Source organism: Nocardioides korecus, from assembly GCF_054778395.1.
Genome location: NZ_BAAGZO010000007.1, coordinates 239,292 through 257,607, shown reverse-complemented (window position 1 = coordinate 257,607; position 18,316 = coordinate 239,292). Strand labels below are relative to the sequence as shown.

Here is an 18,316-nt window from a genome sequence, read left to right as displayed (position 1 = left end):
CCCGGCGCCGTGAGCCTGACCCGTTCCGAGCTCGCCCCACCCCCGCGCACCCTGGTCGACATCTTCACCGACGTGGTGCTGTCCTGCCCGGACGCGCTGGCGCTCGACAACGGCGCCGTGCAGCTGACCTACGCGGAGCTCGAGGAGGCGGCCGGCGAGGTCGTCGAGGCGCTGGCCGAGGTGGGCGTCGGTCCGGGCGACCGGGTCGGGGTGCGGGTGCGGTCGGGGACCGTCGACCTGTACGTCGCGATCATGGGCGTCCTGCTGGCCGGGGCCGCCTACGTGCCGGTGGACGCCGACGACCCCGACGAGCGCGCCCGGGTGGTCTTCGACGAGGCCGAGGTCGCCGCGGTCGTCGGTGACGACCTGGTGATCGCCCCGCGACGTCCCCCGACGGGGGCGGTCGACCTCGGGGCGGAGGCGGAGTCGCGGCCGACCCCGGAGGACGACGCGTGGATCATCTTCACCTCCGGGTCGACCGGCCGGCCCAAGGGCGTGGCGGTGACCCACCGCTCGGCGGCGGCCTTCGTCGACGCCGAGTCGCGGATGTTCGTCCAGGACGCCCCGCTCGGGCCGGGGGACCGGGTGATGGCGGGCCTGTCAGTGGCCTTCGACGCCTCCTGCGAGGAGATCTGGCTGGCCTGGGCGCATGGCGGCTGCCTGGTCCCGGCGCCCCGGTCGCTCGTGCGCAGCGGGGTCGACGTCGGGCCGTGGCTGGTGGCCAACGACGTCACGGTCGTCTCGACGGTGCCGACCCTGGTCGCGCTGTGGCCCACGGAGTCCCTGGACGGCGTACGCCTGCTGATCATGGGGGGCGAGGCCTGCCCGCCCGAGATCGCGGTGCGGCTGGGGCGACCCGGTCGGGAGCTGTGGAACACCTACGGGCCGACCGAGGCGACGGTGGTGGCCTGCGGCGCGCCCCTGGTCGCCGGGGAGCCCGTGCGGATCGGGCTGCCGCTGGACGGGTGGGACCTCGCGGTCGTCGACGGCGAGGGTCACGAGGTGGCCCCCGGCGGGACCGGCGAGCTGATCATCGGCGGCGTGGGCCTGGCCCGCTACCTGGACCCGGCCAAGGACGCGGAGAAGTACGCCGCGTTCCCGACGCTGGGCTGGGACCGCGCCTACCGCAGCGGTGACCTGGTCGTCCGCGACGAGGAGGGCCTGCGCTTCGCCGGCCGGGGCGACGACCAGGTCAAGCTCGGCGGCCGCCGCATCGAGCTCGGCGAGGTCGACAACGCCCTGCTGTCCGCGCCCGGGGTGGTGAGCGCCGCGGCGGCGGTCCGGCGCAGCCCCGCCGGCAACCAGCTGCTGGTCGGCTACGTCACGGTGGACACCTCCTACGCCGCCAGCGCCGTCACCGAGCACCTGCGGGCGAGCGTGCCCGCGGCGCTGGTCCCGCGCCTCGCGGTGGTCGAGGAGATGCCGCTGCGCACCTCGGGCAAGGTCGACCGCGACGCCCTGCCGTGGCCGCTGCCGTCGGCGCCCGGTGACCAGCCCTCCGACCTGGGCGGCACCGCCGCCTGGGTCGCCGAGCTCTGGCTGGAGGTGCTGGGCGCGGTCGTGCGTTCCGAGGGCGACAACTTCTTCGACCTCGGTGGCGGGAGCCTGACCGCGGCGCAGGTGGTGTCCCGCCTGCGCAGCCGCCACCCCGAGGCCACGGTCGCGGACCTCTACGAGCACCCCACCGTCGGGTCGCTGGCGCGCCAGCTGGACGCGATGGCGCCGGGGGCCGCCCCCTCCGGCCACCGGGTGCGACCGACGCCGACCAAGACCCAGCGCGGGCAGGTGGCCTTCACGGTCCCGCTGCGGATGCTCTCGGGGCTTCGGTGGCTGCTGTGGGTGGCCCTGGGCTGCCACCTCGCGGGCGACCTGCTGTCGCTGGACCACCTGCCGCAGGTGTCGTGGTGGTGGATCGCCGCCGGGTGGGTGGTGCTGGTCGCGCCGCCCGGGCGGATGGCCCTGACCGCGCTGGGAGCGCGGGTCCTGCTGCGCGGGATCGGGCCGGGGGACTACCCCCGCGGTGGTCGGGTCCACCTCCGGCTGTGGCTCGCCGAGCGGCTGGCCGACGAGCTGGGGGCGGCCAACCTGGCCGGGGCGGCGTGGATGCCGACCTACGCCCGATGGCTGGGCGCGCAGGTGGGCCGCCACGTGGACCTGCACTCCGTGCCACCCGTCACCGGTCTGCTGCAGCTGGGCGACGGGTGCTCGGTGGAGCCCGAGGTCGACCTGACCGGCCACTGGCTCGACGGCGACGTGCTGCACGTGGGCGGCATCCGGATCGGTCAGGACGCCCGGGTGGGCACCCGCAGCACCCTGGCCCCGGGCGCGTGGATCGGTCGCGGGGCCGAGGTCGCGCCGGGGTCCGCGGTCACGGGACGGGTGGCGCGGGGCGAGTACTGGTCCGGTGCCCCGGCGGTCGCGGTCGGCACCTCGCGCGGACCCTGGCACCCCGAGCGTCCGGCGTACCGGCCGGTCTGGGTGGGGGCGTACGCCGCGGTGTCGGTGCTGATCTCGCTGCTCCCGACCGTCGCCGGTGTCGTCGCGCTCCTCCCGGTGCTCCCGTGGCTGGTCGGCACCCGGACGACGACCGGCACCGCCGCCGTGGTGCTGGCGTGGCTGCCGGTCGGGGCCGTCCTGGGTCTCGTGGTCCTGGCGGGCCTGGTGGCCCTGCTCGTCCGAGCGCTGGCCGTGGGGCTCACGCCGGGCGTCCACCCGATCCACAGCCGGCCGGCCTGGCAGGCGTGGGCCACCCTGCGGGTCCTCGACGAGGCCCGCACGTGGCTGTTCCCGCTCTACTCCAGCGGCCTCACACCCGCCTGGCTGCGGCTGCTCGGCGCCAAGGTGGGACGCCGGGTGGAGGCCTCGACGGTGCTGCTGATCCCGAGCTTGACCACGATCAACGACGAGTCGTTCCTGGCCGACGACACCCTCCTGGGCAGCTACGAGCTGGGGGGCGGGTGGCTCCGGGTGGAGCGCACCAAGATCGGCAAGCGCGCCTTCCTCGGCAACTCCGGGATGGCGGCGCCCGGCCGCAAGGTCCCCAAGCAGGCCCTGGTCGCCGTGCTGTCGGCCGCGCCGCGGCGGGGCAGCGCGAAGGCGGGGTCGTCGTGGCTGGGCAGCCCGCCGGTGCTGCTGCGGCGGGCCGCCGGTGCCGCCGACGAGAGCCGCACCTACGACCCGCCGCGCCGCCTGCGGCTGCTGCGCGGGGCCGTGGAGCTCTGCCGCGTCGTCGCGGTCTGGGCCCACCTGGCCCTCGGGGTGGGGGTGGCCTGGGCCCTGGTGGCGCTGGTCGGATCGGGTCACTGGGTGGCGCCGGTGCTGCTGGCCGGCCCGGTGCTGATGGTCGCGGGCCTGCTCGCCGCCGCGGTCTCGGTGGCGGCGAAGTGGCTGCTGGTGGGGCGCATCCGGGCCGTCGACCACCCGCTGTGGAGCTCGTTCGTGTGGCGCAGCGAGCTGGCCGACACCTTCGTGGAGGTGGTGGCCGCGCCGTGGTTCGCCCGGGCCGCCACCGGCACCCCCGTGCTCAACGTCTGGCTGCGGGCCCTGGGTGCGCGGATCGGTCGTGGCGTGTGGTGCGAGACCTACTGGCTGCCCGAGCCCGACCTGGTCGAGCTGGGTGACGGCGTGACGGTCAACCAGGGGTGCGTGCTCCAGACCCACCTGTTCCACGACCGCGTGCTCAGCATCGACTCCGTCACCTTGGAGCGGGGCTCGACGCTGGGACCCAACAGCGTGATCCTGCCCGCGTCACGACTCGGCCGCGACGCTACGGTGGGGCCCGTGTCGTTGGTGATGAGGGGCGAGTCGGTGCCGCGCAGGACGCGGTGGATCGGGAACCCGATCGGCCCGTGGGCCGCCGACGCGGACGAGCAGGCCCGGTGAACGGGCACCGCGGCGCGGACCCCTACCTGCCCCACCACGGCGACCTGTCGTTCTCGGTCTCGCACTACGACCTGCAGCTCGACTACCGGGTCGAGGGCAACCACCTGACGGGCCGGGCGCTGCTGGACTGCGTCGCCCTCGAGGACCTCGAGCACCTGCACCTGGACCTGCTGGGCCTCAAGGTCGACAAGGTCACGGTCGCCGGCACCCGCGCCAAGCACTCCCACACCCGCGGCGTGCTCAAGGTGCGCATGCCCGCACCCGTCGCGGCCGGCACCGAGCTCGTCGTCGCCGTCCACTACTCCGGTCACCCCGGGCCCCACTCCGCCCGCCACCTCGGCGACGCCGGGTGGGAGGAGCTGACCGACGGTGCCATCGTGGCCGGGCAGCCGCACGGCGCGCCCACCTGGTTCCCGGTCAACGACCGGCCCAGCGACAAGGCCACCTACCGCATCTCGGTGACCGCCCCGAGCGACTACACCGTCGTGGCCAACGGCACGCTGGTGACCACCTCGCACGGGTCCAGCACGACGACGTGGGTCTTCGACGAGCCGGACCCGATGGCGCCGTACCTCGCGACCGTGCACGTGGGTCGCTACCGGGTGCGGGACCTGGACGCGACCGTGCCGCTCCGGGCCGCGGTGCCGCCGTCCCGGGGCGAGGAGTTCGCCGAGGCGTTCGCCGAGCAGGCGGCGATGATCGAGACGTTCGTGGAGCTGTTCGGCCCCTACCCCTTCGACGCCTACACCGTGGTGGTCACCGACGACGACCTGGAGATCCCGCTGGAGTCGCAGTCCCTGTCGACCTTCGGGGCCAACCACCTGGTCACCGACTGGGACGCCGAGCGGCTGATCGCCCACGAGCTGTCCCACCAGTGGTTCGGCAACAGCCTGACCGCCGAGACCTGGCGCGACATCTGGCTGCACGAGGGCTTCGCCTGCTACAGCGAGTGGCTGTGGTCGGAGCACTCCGGGGGCGACTCCGCCGACGACTGGGCCCGGCACCACTGGGACCGCCTCAGCGAGCTCGACCAGGACCTGGTCCTCGGCGACCCCGGCCCCGAGCTGATGTTCGACGACCGGGTCTACAAGAGGGGCGCCCTCCTGCTGCACGCGCTGCGCCTGGAGCTCGGGGACGAGGCCTTCTTCGAGGTGCTGAGGAGCTGGGTGTCCCAGCACGCCCACGGCACCGTCACGACCGACCTGTTCGCCGAGCACCTGGCGCAGGAGACGGACCTGGACGTGGACGATCTCCTCGAGGCGTGGCTGGCCCAGGAGCTCCTCCCGGAGCTGCCCAGCGCAGGCTGACCCGCGGCTCCCGCTGGGCCAGCACGGTCAGGCTCGCCGCGTGACCCGGGACGTCGAGGTCGCGCATCGCCACGACCGGCACCGGACCCGGCCCGGGCCACGACACCAGCCGTGGTGGCTGCGACGCCGGACCGAGCCGCACGGCCCGCGGGTCGACGGTCAGGCCCACCCCCACCGCCTTGAGCAACGACTCCTTGCGCACCCAGGTCAGGGCCCGGTCGTGCGCGGAGCCGGCCCGCTCCCGGGGGTGCAGGACGGCCTCGTCGTCGATCCCGTCGAACGCACCCCAGGCCTCCACGTCGACGCCGACGGCGGCATCGGTGCAGGCGGCGGCCAGGGTCAGCGGCCCGGCCCGGGCCAGCGTGACCCACACCCGGTCCCGACCCGCGACCAGCGCGTGCGGTCGGCCGTGCCCGGAGCTCGCGCACCGCGGACACAGCCGACCCACCTGCACCTGGTCGACCGCCGCTCCGGTGTGCAGCGCGGCGAGCCGGCGAAGGAGCGAGTCGGCGGCGAGCCGGGCAGCGTCCGGGACCCAGCCCTCCATGTCTGGCACGGCACGACCCTAGCCAGCCGGGGTGGACGCACCGACCTCGACCAGCCCGGTCGCCGGGCGTGACCGGCCGGTGGTCAGCACGACGGTGCCGCCGCCGGCCCGGACGGTGTCGAGGTCCACGCCCAGGGCGGCGGGGTCGTCGAGCCCGTGACGGCCCAGCCAGCACGGCATCGGCACGTCCGCGAGCTTGGCGGCGCACTCGGCGCGGGTCCAGCGCTCCCAGAAGCCGGAGGACCCGAAGCGTCGTGCGAGCGCCGCCGGCGGCGGGACGTCGAGCTCGGCGTCGACCACCCAGCCCTCCAGCGATCCCGCGGGCCCGAGCAGGCCGACGCAGCGGCCGTCGGCGAGGTGGCTGCGCGTGCGGGCCTCGGAGAGCTGCGCCGAGGTGCCGATCTCGAGACGGGCGCCGGGCGGCAGCCACGGCGTACGCCGGTCCATCCTCAGATCGACCCGCCGCCGTCGACGACCAGCGTCTGGCCGTTGAGGTTGGTCGCGTCCAGCAGGAGCTGGCGCACGACCGGGACGACGTGCTCGCTGCGGGTCATCTCACCCGACGGCGTACGACGCAGGATCTGCTCGAGCTGGGTGGAGCCGAGCACCGCCGACATCTCGGAGGCGAAGAAGCCGGGGGCGACGCTGTTGACCAGCACCCGGCCGCCGAGCTCGCGCGCCAGGGCCCGCGTGGCCGCGTCCAGGCCGCCCTTGGTGGCCGAGTAGGCGACCAGTCCGGGGTAGCCGCGCTGGCCGCACACCGAGGTCACGTTCACCACGCGCCCGCGGCCCCCGGTCGCGAGCAACCGGCGTACGACGAGGCGGGTCAGCTCCAGCGGCGCGGTCAGGTTGGTGTGGACGATCTGCTCGATGCGCTGCTCGGTGGTGTGCACGTGCAGCGAGTCCTGCCCGATCGCCGCGTTGTTGACCAGCCCGTCGACGACCCCCAGCTCGGACTCCACCCGGGCCAGGAAGGCCTTGCGCTCGGGTGCGTCGGTGAGGTCGACCGACGCGACCACGGCCCGGCCGGGGTGCGCCGCGGCCAGCTCGGCCAGCCCCGGGGTCACGGTGCGGGCGAACGCGCCCACGGCGACCCCGTGGTCGAGCAGGTCGCGGACCAGGTCGAGCCCCAGGCCGCGCGAGGCCCCGGAGACCAGGACCACGCGGCTGGGCGGGACCGGGGAGGGGCCACCGGCGTGCGACGTCGGTCCGGCGGTGGGGTCGGCTGTCGGCTCCGGGGAGGGGACGGGCGTGGCGTCAGCGGACATCGGTCTTCAACGACTCCTTCACGGGGACCTCGTCCAGGAACCGGACGCGGCGGGGGACGGCGGCCTCGGGCAGGCGCTCGGCGCACCAGCGGGTCAGCTCCCGGAGGGCCTGCTCGCCGGCAGCGTCGTCGGGCTGGTCGCCCTCGGTGGTGGTCGGGGGCGCCAGCACCACCTCGGCGGCGACGACGGTGCCGACCAGCGGCGCGCGTCGACCGTGGACGCGGGCCCAGCGCACGCGGGGGTGTCCGAGCAGGGCGGCGCGGACCTGGCCCGCGCTGACCTTGACGCCGCCCACGTTGATCTCGTCGAGGCCGATCCGGCCCACGACGTGGACCCGGTCGCCGACGACCTCGACCCGGTCACCGGTGCGCACCGCCGCGGCCTGGCCGTCGGCCCGGTGCGGGGAGCGCACGACCAGCTCCTCGCCGTCGACCTCCAGGCCGACGCGTCCCCGGCCCGCGTCCCGCTCGTCCCTGCCCCCGCTCGCGCCGAGCCAGGCGACCGGGAAGCCGGCCCGGCCGTCGTGCACCACGACGGAGGCACCGACCTCGGAGGAGGCGTAGATCCACGACACCCGCGCCTGCGGGAACAGCGCGCCGAGCTGGTCCAGGACGGCCTGGTCCACGGGCTCGCCGCCCAGGGTGACCTGGCGCAGCGGGAGGCGGGCCAGCCCGTCGGGGTCGGTCATCATCGACCGGCGCCAGAAGGTCGGCGTGCCCGACACCGCGGTCACGCCGTGCTCGAGGGCGGCCGCGGGCCACCGGTCCAGCGCCTCGGGGCGGCCCGGGTCGAGCAGCACCAGGTCCTGGCCGGGGTGGGCCAGGGACAGGGTGACCAGCTGCCACCACGCGTAGCTGCCGGGCGGGTAGGGGCACAGCCACCGCTGCGGGGGCGGGGCCGAGGAGACGGTGGTCAGCGAGGTCAGGGTGTGGCCCACCCGACGCGGCCGGCCGGTCGAGCCCGAGGTGAGCAGCCAGAGCCGGTCGGGCTCGGCGTCACGTGGTCGTGTCGGGGCCGTGGCGGTGGAGCTGGTCCCGTCCGGAGCGGTGCGGACCACCCGCAGGCCCTCCCCGGCGAGCTCGGCGGCGAGGTCGGCCGGCACCCGGGACGCCGGGGCGACCAGCAGCTCGGTGCGGGTCCGCACGTGGGCGGCGACCCAGCCGACGGCCTCGCGCGGGCCCAGCACCAGGGCGGCGGTGGGACGGTCCAGGGTCGGCGTCGCGAGCTCGTCCCACCGGACCGTCTCGCCGGTCGCGGCGTCGACCACGACGTTGCGCACGCCTCCGGGGAGGACGACCGCTGCTGGGGCGGTGCCGCTCACGAGGCCTGGAGGTCGTGGAGCAGGTCGAGCACGTCGCCCACCGAGCGCACCTCGCGCAGGCCAGCGGCCTCGAAGTTCAGCTCCTCGTCGGTCTCGTCCTCCACGCGCAGCGCGAGCTCGGAGAAGTCCAGGGAGCGGAAGCCCAGGTCGGCGAGCGGGGTCGACTCCTCCGAGGGGAGGCTTTTGCCCTGCGTCTGCAGAACGGCCCCCATGAGTTCACGCAGGCGGTCCCGCGAGAGTGCTGTCATGGCGCGGACACTACACACGCCGCGAGGCCCTCCCGGGGCCCGCGGAACCCGACCGGAAGGTGGTCCCAGGTGCTGCGACCGGCGCTCGAAACCGACCTCGAGAACCTCCTCGCCTGGCGCAACCAGGACGCGAACCGGCAGGTCAGCACGCAGCAGGCCCCGATCACGGCCGAGCAGCACGCGCGGTGGTGGCACGCGGTGTCCACCGACCCCTCGCGCCGGGTCCTGGTGCTGGAGGTCGACAACTCGCCGTGCGGTGTTGTCACGTTCTTCAACCTGCGTTCCGACCACGGTCGACGACGGGGCGCGTGGGGGTTCCACCTCGACCACGACGGGCTCGCCGAGCGCGGCGCCACCCTGGTCGTGTGGCAGCGGGCGATGCGCGAGGCGCTGGACCACGCCTTCGGCGAGCTGGACCTCGACGTGCTCGAGGCCGAGGTGCTCGAGGACAACGAGGTCGTGCGTCGGGCCAACCGCCGGCTGGGCTTCACCGAGGGGCCGGTGGAGGACCGTCCCGACCCCACCACCCACGCCGTACGCCGGGTGGTGCCGGTCGCGCTGCACCGCGAGGACCGCAGGCGATCCCGCCGGGAGCCCGCCGCCACGACGACCGGGGGAGCGGCATGAGCAGCACCACCGAGCTGCACCCGACCGCCACGACCCGGATCGGCCCGGACGCGCCGCCGTTCGTGGTGGCGGAGATGTCGGGCAACCACAACGGCGACCTCGAGCGGGCGCTGGACATCGTCCGGGCGGCGGGGGAGGCGGGCGCGCACGCCGTCAAGATCCAGACCTTCACCGCCGACACCATCACCCTCGACGTCGACGCGCCCCGGTTCCGGCTCAGCGCCGACCACCCGCTGTGGCCCGGCCGGCGGCTGTGGGACCTCTACGAGGAGGCGCACACGCCGTGGGCCTGGCACGAGGAGATCTTCGCCCTCGCCCAGGAGCTGGGGATGCTGGCCTTCAGCGCCCCCTTCGACCCCACGGCCGTCCGCTTCCTGGCCGACCTGGGGGTGCCGCTGCTGAAGTCGGCCTCCAGCGAGATCACCGATCTGCCGCTGCTGCGGTGCATGGCCGAGACCGGTCTGCCCCTGGTGATCAGCACCGGCACCGCGACGATGGGCGAGATCGACGCGGCCGTCCGGGCGGCCCGCGAGACCGGCAACGACCAGCTGGTCGTGCTGGGGTGCACCGCCGCCTACCCTGCCCCGCCCGAGGACTCCCACCTGCGGTCGCTGCCGGTGCTGCGCGACGCCCTCGACGTGCAGGTGGGGCTCTCGGACCACACGCTCGGGATCGGTGCCTCGGTCGCAGCGGTCGCGCTGGGGGCGACGCTCCTGGAGAAGCACGTGACGCTGGACCGCCACGACGGCGGGGTGGACTCGGCGTTCTCCCTGGAGCCCGCCGACCTGCGCCTGCTGGTCACGGAGTCGGCGACGGCCTGGGCCGCGCTGGGGCAGGCCCGGGTCGGCCCGCGGCGGGTCGAGGCCGAGGGCCTGCGCTTCCGACGGTCGCTCTTCGTCACCCGCGACGTCGCGGCGGGGGAGCTCGTCACGGCCGACAACGTCCGCTCGGTGCGCCCGGCCGACGGTCTGGCCCCGGACGCCTTCCGCGACGTCGAGGGCCGCCGCTTCCGCGAGGGCGTGGCGAAGGGGACCCCGGTGTCCTGGGAGCAGTTCTAGGCGCACGCGTTGTTCACCGACCCGACACCGGGTGGCCCGAGAGTCGTCCCCGCGTCGGACGTGCGGCGCTCCTAGCGTCCGGGGCGTGGCTCACGCTCCGACGTACCCCGCTCCCCTCGCGCCCGACTTCCGGCTCGACCCCGTGCTCGACCCGGGGCCCGAGCGCCTGTCCGACCCCCTGCTCACCCGGGCCGCCGATCCCGGTGCCCGGGGCGCGGCCAGCGCCACCGCGGCCCTGCGCGAGCTGATGACCGCCTACGCGCGCACCGCCCCGGTGCGGACCGTCGCGGTGGTCGGCAACGCGCCGCTGGAGCCCAGCGACGCCCGGGCCGAGATGATCGACGGCAGCGACCTGGTGCTGCGGATGAACAGCTTCGTGCTCGACGTGCCCGGTGCGCCGGCCTGCCAGGGGTCGCGCACCGACGTGGTGGTGTGGAACCGGATCACCCGGGCGACCGGCTTCGTCTTCCACGACTACCGCGACCGGCTCTACGCGCTGGTCGAGCCGATGCGGCTGCACGGCCACCCCGAGATGTGGCCGACCTCGTGGCCGGCCGACCTCGGCCTGGCCTCGGTCTCCAACCGGGCCTTCACCCGCCCGCTCAACGACCTGCTCGGCGTGCCGTGGCGCGAGGAGCGGCTGGCCCCGACCACCGGCACCCTGGCGACGTACGTCGCGACGCGGCTCTTCCCCGAGGCCGAGATCCGGGTGGCGGGCCTGTCCTACCTCGATGACCCCACCCAGAGCAGCTGGCAGCACCAGTGGGGCGACTGGTGCCCCGTGGGTCGCGAGCACCGGATCGAGCAGGAGTCGCGGCTGCTGCGCTCCTGGGTCGGCACCGGCCGGATCCGGCGCCTGCGGTGAGCCGTCTGCGGGCACGGGTGGGGCGGGTCCGCCGCGCCGTGTCGTACGACGCCCCGGGCGCCGTCGCCGAGATCGTGCGCCGGCTGGACCGCCAGCACGACCGCCTGGCCGCGGTCGAGCGGGACCTCGCGCGCATCGGGCCCCAGGTCGCCGGCCTCGAGGCCCGCCTGGAGGACCTGCGCGGCACCCGCGAGGTGCCGGTCGTCGACGCGAGGGACCTGGCCGACGCCCGCTCCCTGGTCGAGGAGGTCCGACGCGAGCACGAGCGCACGCGGGCCCGGATCAGCGCCGCCGCCCGCTTCGAGGAACGCCTGGAGCGGGTCGAGGAGCTCCTCGCCGCCCTGCCCCGCTCGACCCCCTGACGCCCGGCACCCGACCGGACTCCTGAAAGGACCACCCATGTCCGTCCTCACCGGCTCCAACATCCTGGTCACCGGGGGCACCGGCTCCTTCGGCAAGGCCTTCATCGACTACGCCCTGGCCAAGCTCGACCCGGCCCGGCTGGTGGTGTTCTCCCGCGACGAGCTCAAGCAGTACGAGGTTCGCCAGCAGTTCCGCGACGACCCGCGGCTGCGGTGGTTCATCGGCGACGTCCGCGACGAGCGTCGGCTCCAGCGGGCCATGCACGGGGTCCAGTACGTCGTGCACGCGGCGGCGCTGAAGCAGGTCGACACCGCGGAGTACAACCCCTTCGAGTTCGTGCGCACCAACGTGGTCGGCTCCCAGAACGTGATCGAGGCCGCCATCGACTCCGGGGTGCAGAAGGTCGTCGCGCTCTCGACCGACAAGGCCTCGAGCCCGATCAACCTCTACGGCGCGACCAAGCTGACGGCCGACAAGCTGTTCGTCTCCGGCAACCACTACGCCGCCCACCACCCCACGCGGTTCTCGGTGGTGCGCTACGGCAACGTCATCGGCAGCCGTGGCTCGGTGATCCCCTTCTTCCGCCGCCTGGCCGCCGAGGGGAGCCCCCTGCCGATCACCGACCTGCGGTGCACCCGGTTCTTCATCACCCTGGGCCAGGCCGTGGATTTCGTGGTCGACTCCTTCGACCAGATGCAGGGCGGCGAGCTCTACGTCCCCCGGATCCCCTCGATGCGGATCACCGACCTCGCCCACGCGATCGCCCCGGGCGCCGAGCTCGTCGACGTCGGGCTGCGGCCGGGGGAGAAGCTGCACGAGGAGATGGTCTCGCCCGAGGAGGGGCGTCGGGCCCTGCGGCTGGGCGACCGCTACGTCCTGGAGCCGGACCGCGCGTCCTGGGGCTACCGGGCGCCGCAGGGCGGCACGGCCGTCCCGCCGGGGTTCGCCTACCGCTCGGACACCAACGACGAGTGGTTCACCCCGGAGCAGATCGACCGCATGCTGCGCACGGAGCTCTGAGTGCTGCCCTACGGCCGTCAGTCGGTCGACGAGGCCGACGTGGCCGCGGTCGCCGAGGTGCTGCGGGGCGACTGGCTGACCACCGGGCCGGCGGTCGACCGCTTCGAGCAGGACCTCGCGACCGCGGGCGGGGTGCCGCACGCCGTGGCGGTGAGCTCCGGCACCGCGGCGCTGCACACGGCGTACGCCTGCCTGGGACTGCGTCCCGGCGACGAGGTGGTCACCACCCCGCTGACCTTCGTGGCCACCGCGGCCTGCGCCACCCAGGTGGGCGCCCGGGTGGTCTTCGCCGATGTCGACCCCGGCACGGGGCTGCTCGACCCCGACGCGGTCGCCGCCGCGGTGACGCCGCGCACCCGGGTGGTGGCCTCGGTCGACTACGCGGGACAACCAGCGGACCACGACCGCCTGGCCGAGGTCGCCCGCGCGGCCGGCGCCCTGCTGCTGTCCGACGCCGCGCACTCCTTCGGCGGCACCTACCGCGGGCGCCCGGTCGGGTCGCTGGCCGACGTCACCACCCTGTCGTTCTTCCCGACCAAGAACCTGACCACCGCCGAGGGCGGCGCGGTCCTCACCGCCGACGCCGCGCTCGCCCGCCGCTGCCGCGAGTTCCGCACCGTGGGCCTGGTCCGCGATCCCGACCGCTTCACCGTGACCACCGAGGGTGCCTGGCACCAGGAGGTCCACGCCTTCGGCCTGAACTACCGCCTCAGCGACCTCGGCGCCGCCCTGGGCTCGAGCCAGCTCGGGCGCCTGCCCGGCTTCGTCGACCGGCGCCGGCAGGTCTTCGAGCGCTACGTCGCCCGCCTGGCCGACCTGGAGGTCGCGGGCGCCGTCCGCCTGCCCGTGCGGCGCGAGGACCGCGACCCCGCGTGGCACCTGTTCCCGCTGCGGGTCCGCGACGGCCGCCGCCGCGAGGTGTACGACGCCCTCCGGGAGCGGGGCACCGGCGTGCAGGTCAACTACCTGCCGGTCTACCGCCACCCGGCGTACGCCGACCTCGGGCACCGGCCCGGCGAGTGCCCGAACGCCGAGGCCTACTACGCCGAGGAGCTGTCCCTGCCGATGTTCCCCGACCTGAAGGACGACGACGTCGACCGGGTGTGCGACCAGCTCGAGGAGGTGCTGCGGTGAGCGCCGCGGCGGCCCCCGACGGCGGCACCGCGATCCTGACCCAGGCCCGCACGGGCAGCACGCGCCTGCCCGGCAAGGTCCTCGAGCAGGTCGCCGGACGGACCGTGCTCGAGCACCACCTCGACCGCCTGGTGGCGACCGGTCTGCCGGTGGTCGTGGCGACCACGACCGCCGCCCGGGACGACGTGGTCGCCGACCTGGCCCGGCGCCACGGTGTCGAGGTGTTCCGCGGCAGCGAGGACGACGTGCTCGACCGGTTCGACCGCTGTGCCTCGGCGTACGACCTCGAGGGGGTGGTGCGGGTGACCTCGGACTGCCCGCTGATCGACCCGGCGGTGGTCCTCGACGCGGTCCGGCTCTGGGACCGCGACCCGCACGCCTACGTCTCCAACGGCCTGCGACGCACCTACCCGCGGGGGTACGACGTCGAGGTGTTCCCCGCCGCGGTCCTGCACGACGCGGCCCGGGAGGCCCGGGAGCCCGCCGAGCGCGAGCACGTCACGCCCTGGCTGTACTCCGGTCGGGTCGAGGGGCTGCGCCTGGTCGGCCTGGAGCTGGACGCGGACGAGTCCGACCTGCGGGTCACCCTCGACACCCCCGAGGACCTGCGGCTGCTGCGGGCGCTGCTGGAGGACCACGACGCCGCCCACCTCGACCTCGCCGGGGTCGTCGCGCTGCTGCGGGCGCACCCCGAGCTGGTCGCCGTGAACGCCGACGTGCAGCAGAAGCCGGTGCGGCCGGCGGTCGCCCGGTGACGGGGCACCCGGAGGTCGGCCGAGAGGTCGGCCGGGGGGTCGGCCCGGTGCCGGTGCTGGTCTGCTGCGACGTCGGTCCCGAGCAGGGCGTGGGGCACCTGATGCGCTGCCTCGCGCTGGCCGAGGAGCTGCTGGGAAGCGGTCACCGGGTCACCTTCGCCGCCGACGCCGCGAGCGTGCCCTGGGTGCGCGAGCTGCTCCGGGTGCGGGGCATCGGGCTGCTCCCGCCGCTGACCACCCCGCGGGCGCCGGCCGAGGCCGTCGCGCGGCTGGAGGCCGGTCTGGTCGTGGTCGACTCCTACGCGATGCCCGACGCGGTGCGCGTGGCGCTGCGCGAGGCCGCGCCCGTGCTGGTCGCCGTGGTCGACGCCCCCGGCGCGGGCTGGCGGGCCGACGTCGAGGTCGACCAGAACCTCGGCGGTCCCGTCGGGCACGACCGCGTGGGCCGGACGGTGCGGTTGCGCGGGCCGGCGTACGCCCTGCTGCGCGACGACGTGCGCCGGGCCCGGGTGGCCGAGGACCGCCGGCCGGTCCGTGGTGACGGACCGCCGCGCGTCCTGACCTTCCTGGGCGGCACCGACCCGGCCGGGGCGACACCCCTGGTGGTGGAGCGGCTGGTCGCGACCGGACGGCCCTTCGCGGCCACCGTGGTCGCGCCGGACGCCGCGGGGGAGCAGGCCGTCCTCGACCTGGCGACCGGCCCCGGCCAGCGCGTCGACGTGGTCGCCCCCACGACCCGGCTGCCGGCCCTGGCCGCCGCGGCCGACCTGGTGGTCTGCGCCGCCGGCACGTCGCTGCTCGAGCTGCTGCACCTCGGGGTGGCCGCGGCCGTGCTGCGGGTGGCGGACAACCAGGCCCGTGGCTACGACGCCGTGACCGCGGCCGGTGCCGTCGTCGGGCTCGGGGCGGTCCACGACCTGCACGCCCGTGGCGAGGGGGGACCCGAGCGCTCCGAGCACGTGTCGCGCGTGCTCACCCGCCTGCTCGAGGACGAGGGGTGGCGGGCGCGGCTGCGCGCGGCCGGCCCGGCGCTGGTCGACGGCCGGGGTCGCGAGCGCGTCGCCGACGCAGCGCTGGAGGCGGTCCGCCTGGCCGACGACGGCGCGGACGACCCGGCCGCGAGGCGTCCCCAGGAGGTCGGTCGTCGTGGCTGAGCCCGGACGCACGCTCACCGGCCTGGCGGGCTTCTGCGAGACCGCCGCCCGCTTCTGGGAGCACAACACCGCGCGCGACCCGCGTCGCGTGATCGTGGTCGAGGCGATGAGCCAGGACCTCCGCGTCACCCTGCGCACCCTCAGCGTGGCCAACGCGCTGGCCCGGCTGGAGCCGGCGGACGTGGTGGTGGTCAGCGGCGCCGACGACGACTGGAACGAGGTCGTCTGGAGCTACTTCGACCTCCCCGAGATCGAGCGCCTGTGCCGGGCCTACGGCGCGCGCGACGTCGTCGACGTGCACGCGGTCGTCGACCGGCGGGTCGCGGGCGCGTCGTTCGTCGAGCCCTTTGCCGGCCTGGACCTGGGGGGTCCGCTGCCGCCGTCGGGGATCGACCCGGACCGGCTGGCCGGCGTCGTGGACGCCACGACCTGCCGGATGGCCCAGGTCCCGCGCCTGGACGACTCGCCCCGGGTCCGCGCCAAGCGCGACCGGGTGCAGGCCCGCAGCGAGCAGTTCGCCCGGGTGTACGACGCGATCATGGATCGCCTCGACGTGGTCGCGCTGGTCTCCAGCCACGTCGACTACGACAACTTCGGCCTGGCCGTGGAGGCGGCGCTGCGCCACGACGTGCCGGTGCTGTTCCCGCAGTCGACCGGGGGCCTGAAGGTCTACGGGCTCTTCCCCGAGCAGGTGGCGCCCCACGGCCCGGTCCGCGCCGGGCTGACCGAGGAGGTCGGCCGGTTCTTCGAGGACCACGTCTGGTCCCACCGCGACGTGCTCCGGCGCAGCGCCGAGCTGACCACCCACCGCTCCAAGGCGATGCTGGGACGGCCGTCGTGGTGGCGGCCGGGTCGCAACTTCTCCGGGGTCGACCTGCGGGGTGCCCAGGACCGGGCGGCGGTGCGGCGCGTCGCGGCCCGGCGTACGGGCCTGGACCCGGACAAGCCCGTGGTCGCGGTCTTCGCCCACGCCGTCAGCGACGCCCTGGGGACCAACGTCGAGGCCTACCCCGACCTCGGGGCATGGTTCGAGGACACCGCCGAGCTGGCGGCCAAGCGCGACGACGTCGGGTGGCTGTTCCTGGACCACCCCAGCCAGGCGCTGTACGACGCCACCGACTTCTTCGCCACGGTCGCCGAGCGGCACCGCGACCGGGACCACCTGGTCTTCCTGCCCAGCATGGACCTGAGCAAGAACGCCCTGACCAGCCTGGCCGACCTGGTGCTGACCGTGCGCGGGAGCGTCAGCAACGAGTACCCCACCTTCGGCATCCCGGCGGTGCAGACCGGCTGGTCGGAGTGGAGCCACTGCGGCTTCACCACGGTGGTCTCCTCGCCGGGGGAGTACGCCGACGTCCTCGACGACCACCTCGCGGGGCTCCTCCAGGGACGGGTGCTGATCACCCCCGAGCAGGTCGAGCGGGCCCGGCTGTGGGCGTGGTTCTACCGCTCCGGCAGCGACATCACCTCGCCGCTCGTGCCGGCCTGGCAACTGGGCCAGGGCGACGCCCTGCTCGACGTGCTCGGCACGACCATGCAGCACACCGAGTCCGACGGGGACCCCCTCTTCACCGCAGTACGGCGCCTGTGGACCCGGCGCGACCCGGTGGCCACCCGCCTCGACCTGACCCGGGACGACGCGTCCCTGACCGACGACCTGGGAGCCTGCCGGTGACCTTCGAGCTGGCCTCGCTGCAGCTGTCCACCCGGTTCGACCGCCCCGGCGGCCCGGTCGCGGTCCCCGGCACCGTGGGTCGCGGCGACGACCCGGCCCTGGTCCTGCTCGACGGCGCCTCCCGGGCGCCGCACCGGCTGGCCCGCCTGCGCCGCCAGGAGGCGCTGCTCGGGGTGCAGGTCGAGCCCACCTCGCACCCGCTGCGCGTCACGGTCGTGCTGCTCCTCGACGAGCACGCGACGCGTTCCTGGCGGCAGGCCCGCGACCTGCCGATCGGCGAGGACTCCGGGGAGGAGCACCCCCACGAGGACGACTGGCACCGCCTCGTCCGGATCTCGGTGCAGGGCCGACCGCGCGCCGTGGCGCTGCTGGACCGCCGCCGCGCCGACGGCGGCGCCAGCCTCCAACGCGTCGTGCTGCGGGTCGACCCCGACGAGGTCGGCCCCGGCGGGCTGCTCACCCTGGGCTTCGACGCACCCGAGCACCTGCCCCCCTGGGCCCGGCGCCGGCTGCTGCCCGACGGACTCAGCGGGGTCTGCGTGGCGCGGGTCAAGGTCGACCGCGCGCCGAACCCCGTGCGGCCCGGCCTCTCGACCGGTCGCGCCCCGGACCCGGAGCGGCGCAGCCTGGTGCCGCGGCGTCCCGGCGGGTTCGTGGTGAACCCGGCGGGCGCCGGTCCCGACGACCCCGCGTCCGAGCCGGTCCGCGTGCTCCTGGTGCCCCGGTCGGTGGTGCCTCGTCCCGCGCCCCAGGGGCGGCGGGCCCGGGCGCTGGAGCCCCTGGCACGCACCCAGGACCGGGTGCGCTCGCGGCTGGCCCTGCGCTCGGAGGTGGTCCTCACCGAGGTCACCCGGGTCGACACCGGCCGCACGCGCACGGTGCGCTCGCCCGTGGCCCCCGACGGCACGGCCGTGCTGGAGCTGGACCCGCACGAGGGACCGGTGCTGTGCCGACCCTCGCTCGGCGCGCTGGTGGGGGAGCTCGCGGGTCCCCGCCGGCTGGGTGGCCTTGGCGGCGGCGACTGGTACGCCGAGATCGTCTGACGCCCGTCGCACCCGACCACACCCGGGCCCGGGTCGTCCCGGTGGTGCC

At 75.4% G+C, this 18,316-nt stretch carries 17 protein-coding genes; 12 read left to right on the top strand and 5 right to left on the bottom strand.

The window, feature by feature from the left end:
* Positions 1-9: 9 nt before the first annotated feature.
* Both ACYVDA_RS15685 and ACYVDA_RS15680 read left to right on the top strand, forming a co-directional pair.
* A complete protein-coding gene (locus tag ACYVDA_RS15685; protein ID WP_460819363.1) occupies positions 10-3,882 on the top strand; it encodes a Pls/PosA family non-ribosomal peptide synthetase in 3,873 nt (1,290 codons plus the stop codon).
* Entirely contained in the window at positions 3,879-5,189 is a 1,311-nt protein-coding gene (locus tag ACYVDA_RS15680) for a M1 family metallopeptidase (protein WP_460819362.1), read from the top strand. The genes ACYVDA_RS15685 and ACYVDA_RS15680 overlap by 4 nt, the downstream gene beginning before the upstream one ends.
* Here the strand turns inward: ACYVDA_RS15680 and ACYVDA_RS15675 are convergent.
* The 5 genes from ACYVDA_RS15675 to ACYVDA_RS15655 are packed head-to-tail and all read right to left on the bottom strand — an operon-like array spanning position 5,074 to position 8,573.
* A complete protein-coding gene (locus ACYVDA_RS15675; protein ID WP_460819415.1) occupies positions 5,074-5,736 on the bottom strand; it encodes a 4'-phosphopantetheinyl transferase family protein in 663 nt (220 codons plus the stop codon). The two genes, ACYVDA_RS15680 and ACYVDA_RS15675, sit on opposite strands and share 116 nt — an antisense overlap.
* Positions 5,737-5,754: 18 nt before the next feature.
* A complete protein-coding gene (locus ACYVDA_RS15670; RefSeq protein WP_460819361.1) occupies positions 5,755-6,183 on the bottom strand; it encodes a hypothetical protein in 429 nt (142 codons plus the stop codon).
* A 2-nt stretch (positions 6,184-6,185) separates the two neighbouring features.
* The gene (locus tag ACYVDA_RS15665; protein WP_460819360.1) at positions 6,186-7,004 is read right to left on the bottom strand and encodes an SDR family NAD(P)-dependent oxidoreductase; all 819 of its coding nucleotides are present in this window, start codon (positions 7,002-7,004) and stop codon (positions 6,186-6,188) included.
* Positions 6,994-8,325 (bottom strand): AMP-binding protein, encoded by a 1,332-nt coding sequence (locus ACYVDA_RS15660; RefSeq protein WP_460819359.1) that lies wholly within the window; start codon positions 8,323-8,325, stop codon positions 6,994-6,996. Before ACYVDA_RS15660 ends, ACYVDA_RS15665 begins: the two co-directional genes overlap by 11 nt.
* The gene (locus ACYVDA_RS15655) at positions 8,322-8,573 is read right to left on the bottom strand and encodes a phosphopantetheine-binding protein (protein ID WP_460819358.1); all 252 of its coding nucleotides are present in this window, start codon (positions 8,571-8,573) and stop codon (positions 8,322-8,324) included. Before ACYVDA_RS15655 ends, ACYVDA_RS15660 begins: the two co-directional genes overlap by 4 nt.
* A gap of 69 nt (positions 8,574-8,642) precedes the next feature.
* Between ACYVDA_RS15655 and ACYVDA_RS15650 the strand changes: the two genes are divergently transcribed.
* The 10 genes from ACYVDA_RS15650 (at position 8,643) to ACYVDA_RS15605 (ending at position 18,267) form a co-directional block, all read left to right on the top strand.
* Positions 8,643-9,200 carry a GNAT family N-acetyltransferase gene (locus tag ACYVDA_RS15650; RefSeq protein WP_460819357.1) on the top strand — a complete coding sequence of 186 codons (558 nt, stop codon included), beginning with the start codon at positions 8,643-8,645 and terminating at the stop codon, positions 9,198-9,200.
* Positions 9,197-10,258 (top strand): pseudaminic acid synthase, encoded by a 1,062-nt coding sequence (gene pseI, locus ACYVDA_RS15645; protein ID WP_460819356.1) that lies wholly within the window; start codon positions 9,197-9,199, stop codon positions 10,256-10,258. The genes ACYVDA_RS15650 and pseI overlap by 4 nt, the downstream gene beginning before the upstream one ends.
* Positions 10,259-10,343: 85 nt before the next feature.
* Positions 10,344-11,123 carry a hypothetical protein gene (locus ACYVDA_RS15640; protein ID WP_460819355.1) on the top strand — a complete coding sequence of 260 codons (780 nt, stop codon included), beginning with the start codon at positions 10,344-10,346 and terminating at the stop codon, positions 11,121-11,123.
* The gene (locus ACYVDA_RS15635) at positions 11,120-11,485 is read left to right on the top strand and encodes a hypothetical protein (RefSeq protein ID WP_460819353.1); all 366 of its coding nucleotides are present in this window, start codon (positions 11,120-11,122) and stop codon (positions 11,483-11,485) included. Before ACYVDA_RS15640 ends, ACYVDA_RS15635 begins: the two co-directional genes overlap by 4 nt.
* A gap of 37 nt (positions 11,486-11,522) precedes the next feature.
* Positions 11,523-12,506, top strand: a complete 984-nt coding sequence (gene pseB / locus ACYVDA_RS15630; protein WP_460819352.1) for a UDP-N-acetylglucosamine 4,6-dehydratase (inverting) — start codon at positions 11,523-11,525, stop codon at positions 12,504-12,506.
* Positions 12,507-13,640 carry a DegT/DnrJ/EryC1/StrS family aminotransferase gene (locus ACYVDA_RS15625; protein WP_460819350.1) on the top strand — a complete coding sequence of 378 codons (1,134 nt, stop codon included), beginning with the start codon at positions 12,507-12,509 and terminating at the stop codon, positions 13,638-13,640. It begins immediately after the preceding gene.
* On the top strand, positions 13,637-14,395 hold the full coding sequence (locus ACYVDA_RS15620) for a cytidylyltransferase domain-containing protein (protein ID WP_460819349.1): 759 nt from the start codon (positions 13,637-13,639) through the stop codon (positions 14,393-14,395). Before ACYVDA_RS15625 ends, ACYVDA_RS15620 begins: the two co-directional genes overlap by 4 nt.
* A complete protein-coding gene (locus tag ACYVDA_RS15615; RefSeq protein WP_460819348.1) occupies positions 14,392-15,549 on the top strand; it encodes a PseG/SpsG family protein in 1,158 nt (385 codons plus the stop codon). Before ACYVDA_RS15620 ends, ACYVDA_RS15615 begins: the two co-directional genes overlap by 4 nt.
* Positions 15,542-17,224, top strand: coding sequence for a hypothetical protein (locus tag ACYVDA_RS15610; RefSeq protein ID WP_460819347.1), 1,683 nt, complete (start codon positions 15,542-15,544; stop codon positions 17,222-17,224). Before ACYVDA_RS15615 ends, ACYVDA_RS15610 begins: the two co-directional genes overlap by 8 nt.
* Positions 17,221-18,267, top strand: a complete 1,047-nt coding sequence (locus tag ACYVDA_RS15605; RefSeq protein WP_460819346.1) for a hypothetical protein — start codon at positions 17,221-17,223, stop codon at positions 18,265-18,267. Before ACYVDA_RS15610 ends, ACYVDA_RS15605 begins: the two co-directional genes overlap by 4 nt.
* Positions 18,268-18,316: the final 49 nt, after the last annotated feature.

Bases quoted from the DNA above. Each gene is read 5' to 3' on its own strand.
- ACYVDA_RS15665 (WP_460819360.1), bottom strand. From the start codon at position 7,004: ATGTCCGCTGACGCCACGCCCGTCCCCTCCCCGGAGCCGACAGCCGAC.
- ACYVDA_RS15675 (WP_460819415.1), bottom strand. From the start codon at position 5,736: ATGGAGGGCTGGGTCCCGGACGCTGCCCGGCTCGCCGCCGACTCGCTC.
- ACYVDA_RS15670 (WP_460819361.1), bottom strand. From the start codon at position 6,183: ATGGACCGGCGTACGCCGTGGCTGCCGCCCGGCGCCCGTCTCGAGATC.
- pseI (WP_460819356.1), top strand. From the start codon at position 9,197: ATGAGCAGCACCACCGAGCTGCACCCGACCGCCACGACCCGGATCGGC.
- pseB (WP_460819352.1), top strand. From the start codon at position 11,523: ATGTCCGTCCTCACCGGCTCCAACATCCTGGTCACCGGGGGCACCGGC.
- ACYVDA_RS15655 (WP_460819358.1), bottom strand. From the start codon at position 8,573: ATGACAGCACTCTCGCGGGACCGCCTGCGTGAACTCATGGGGGCCGTT.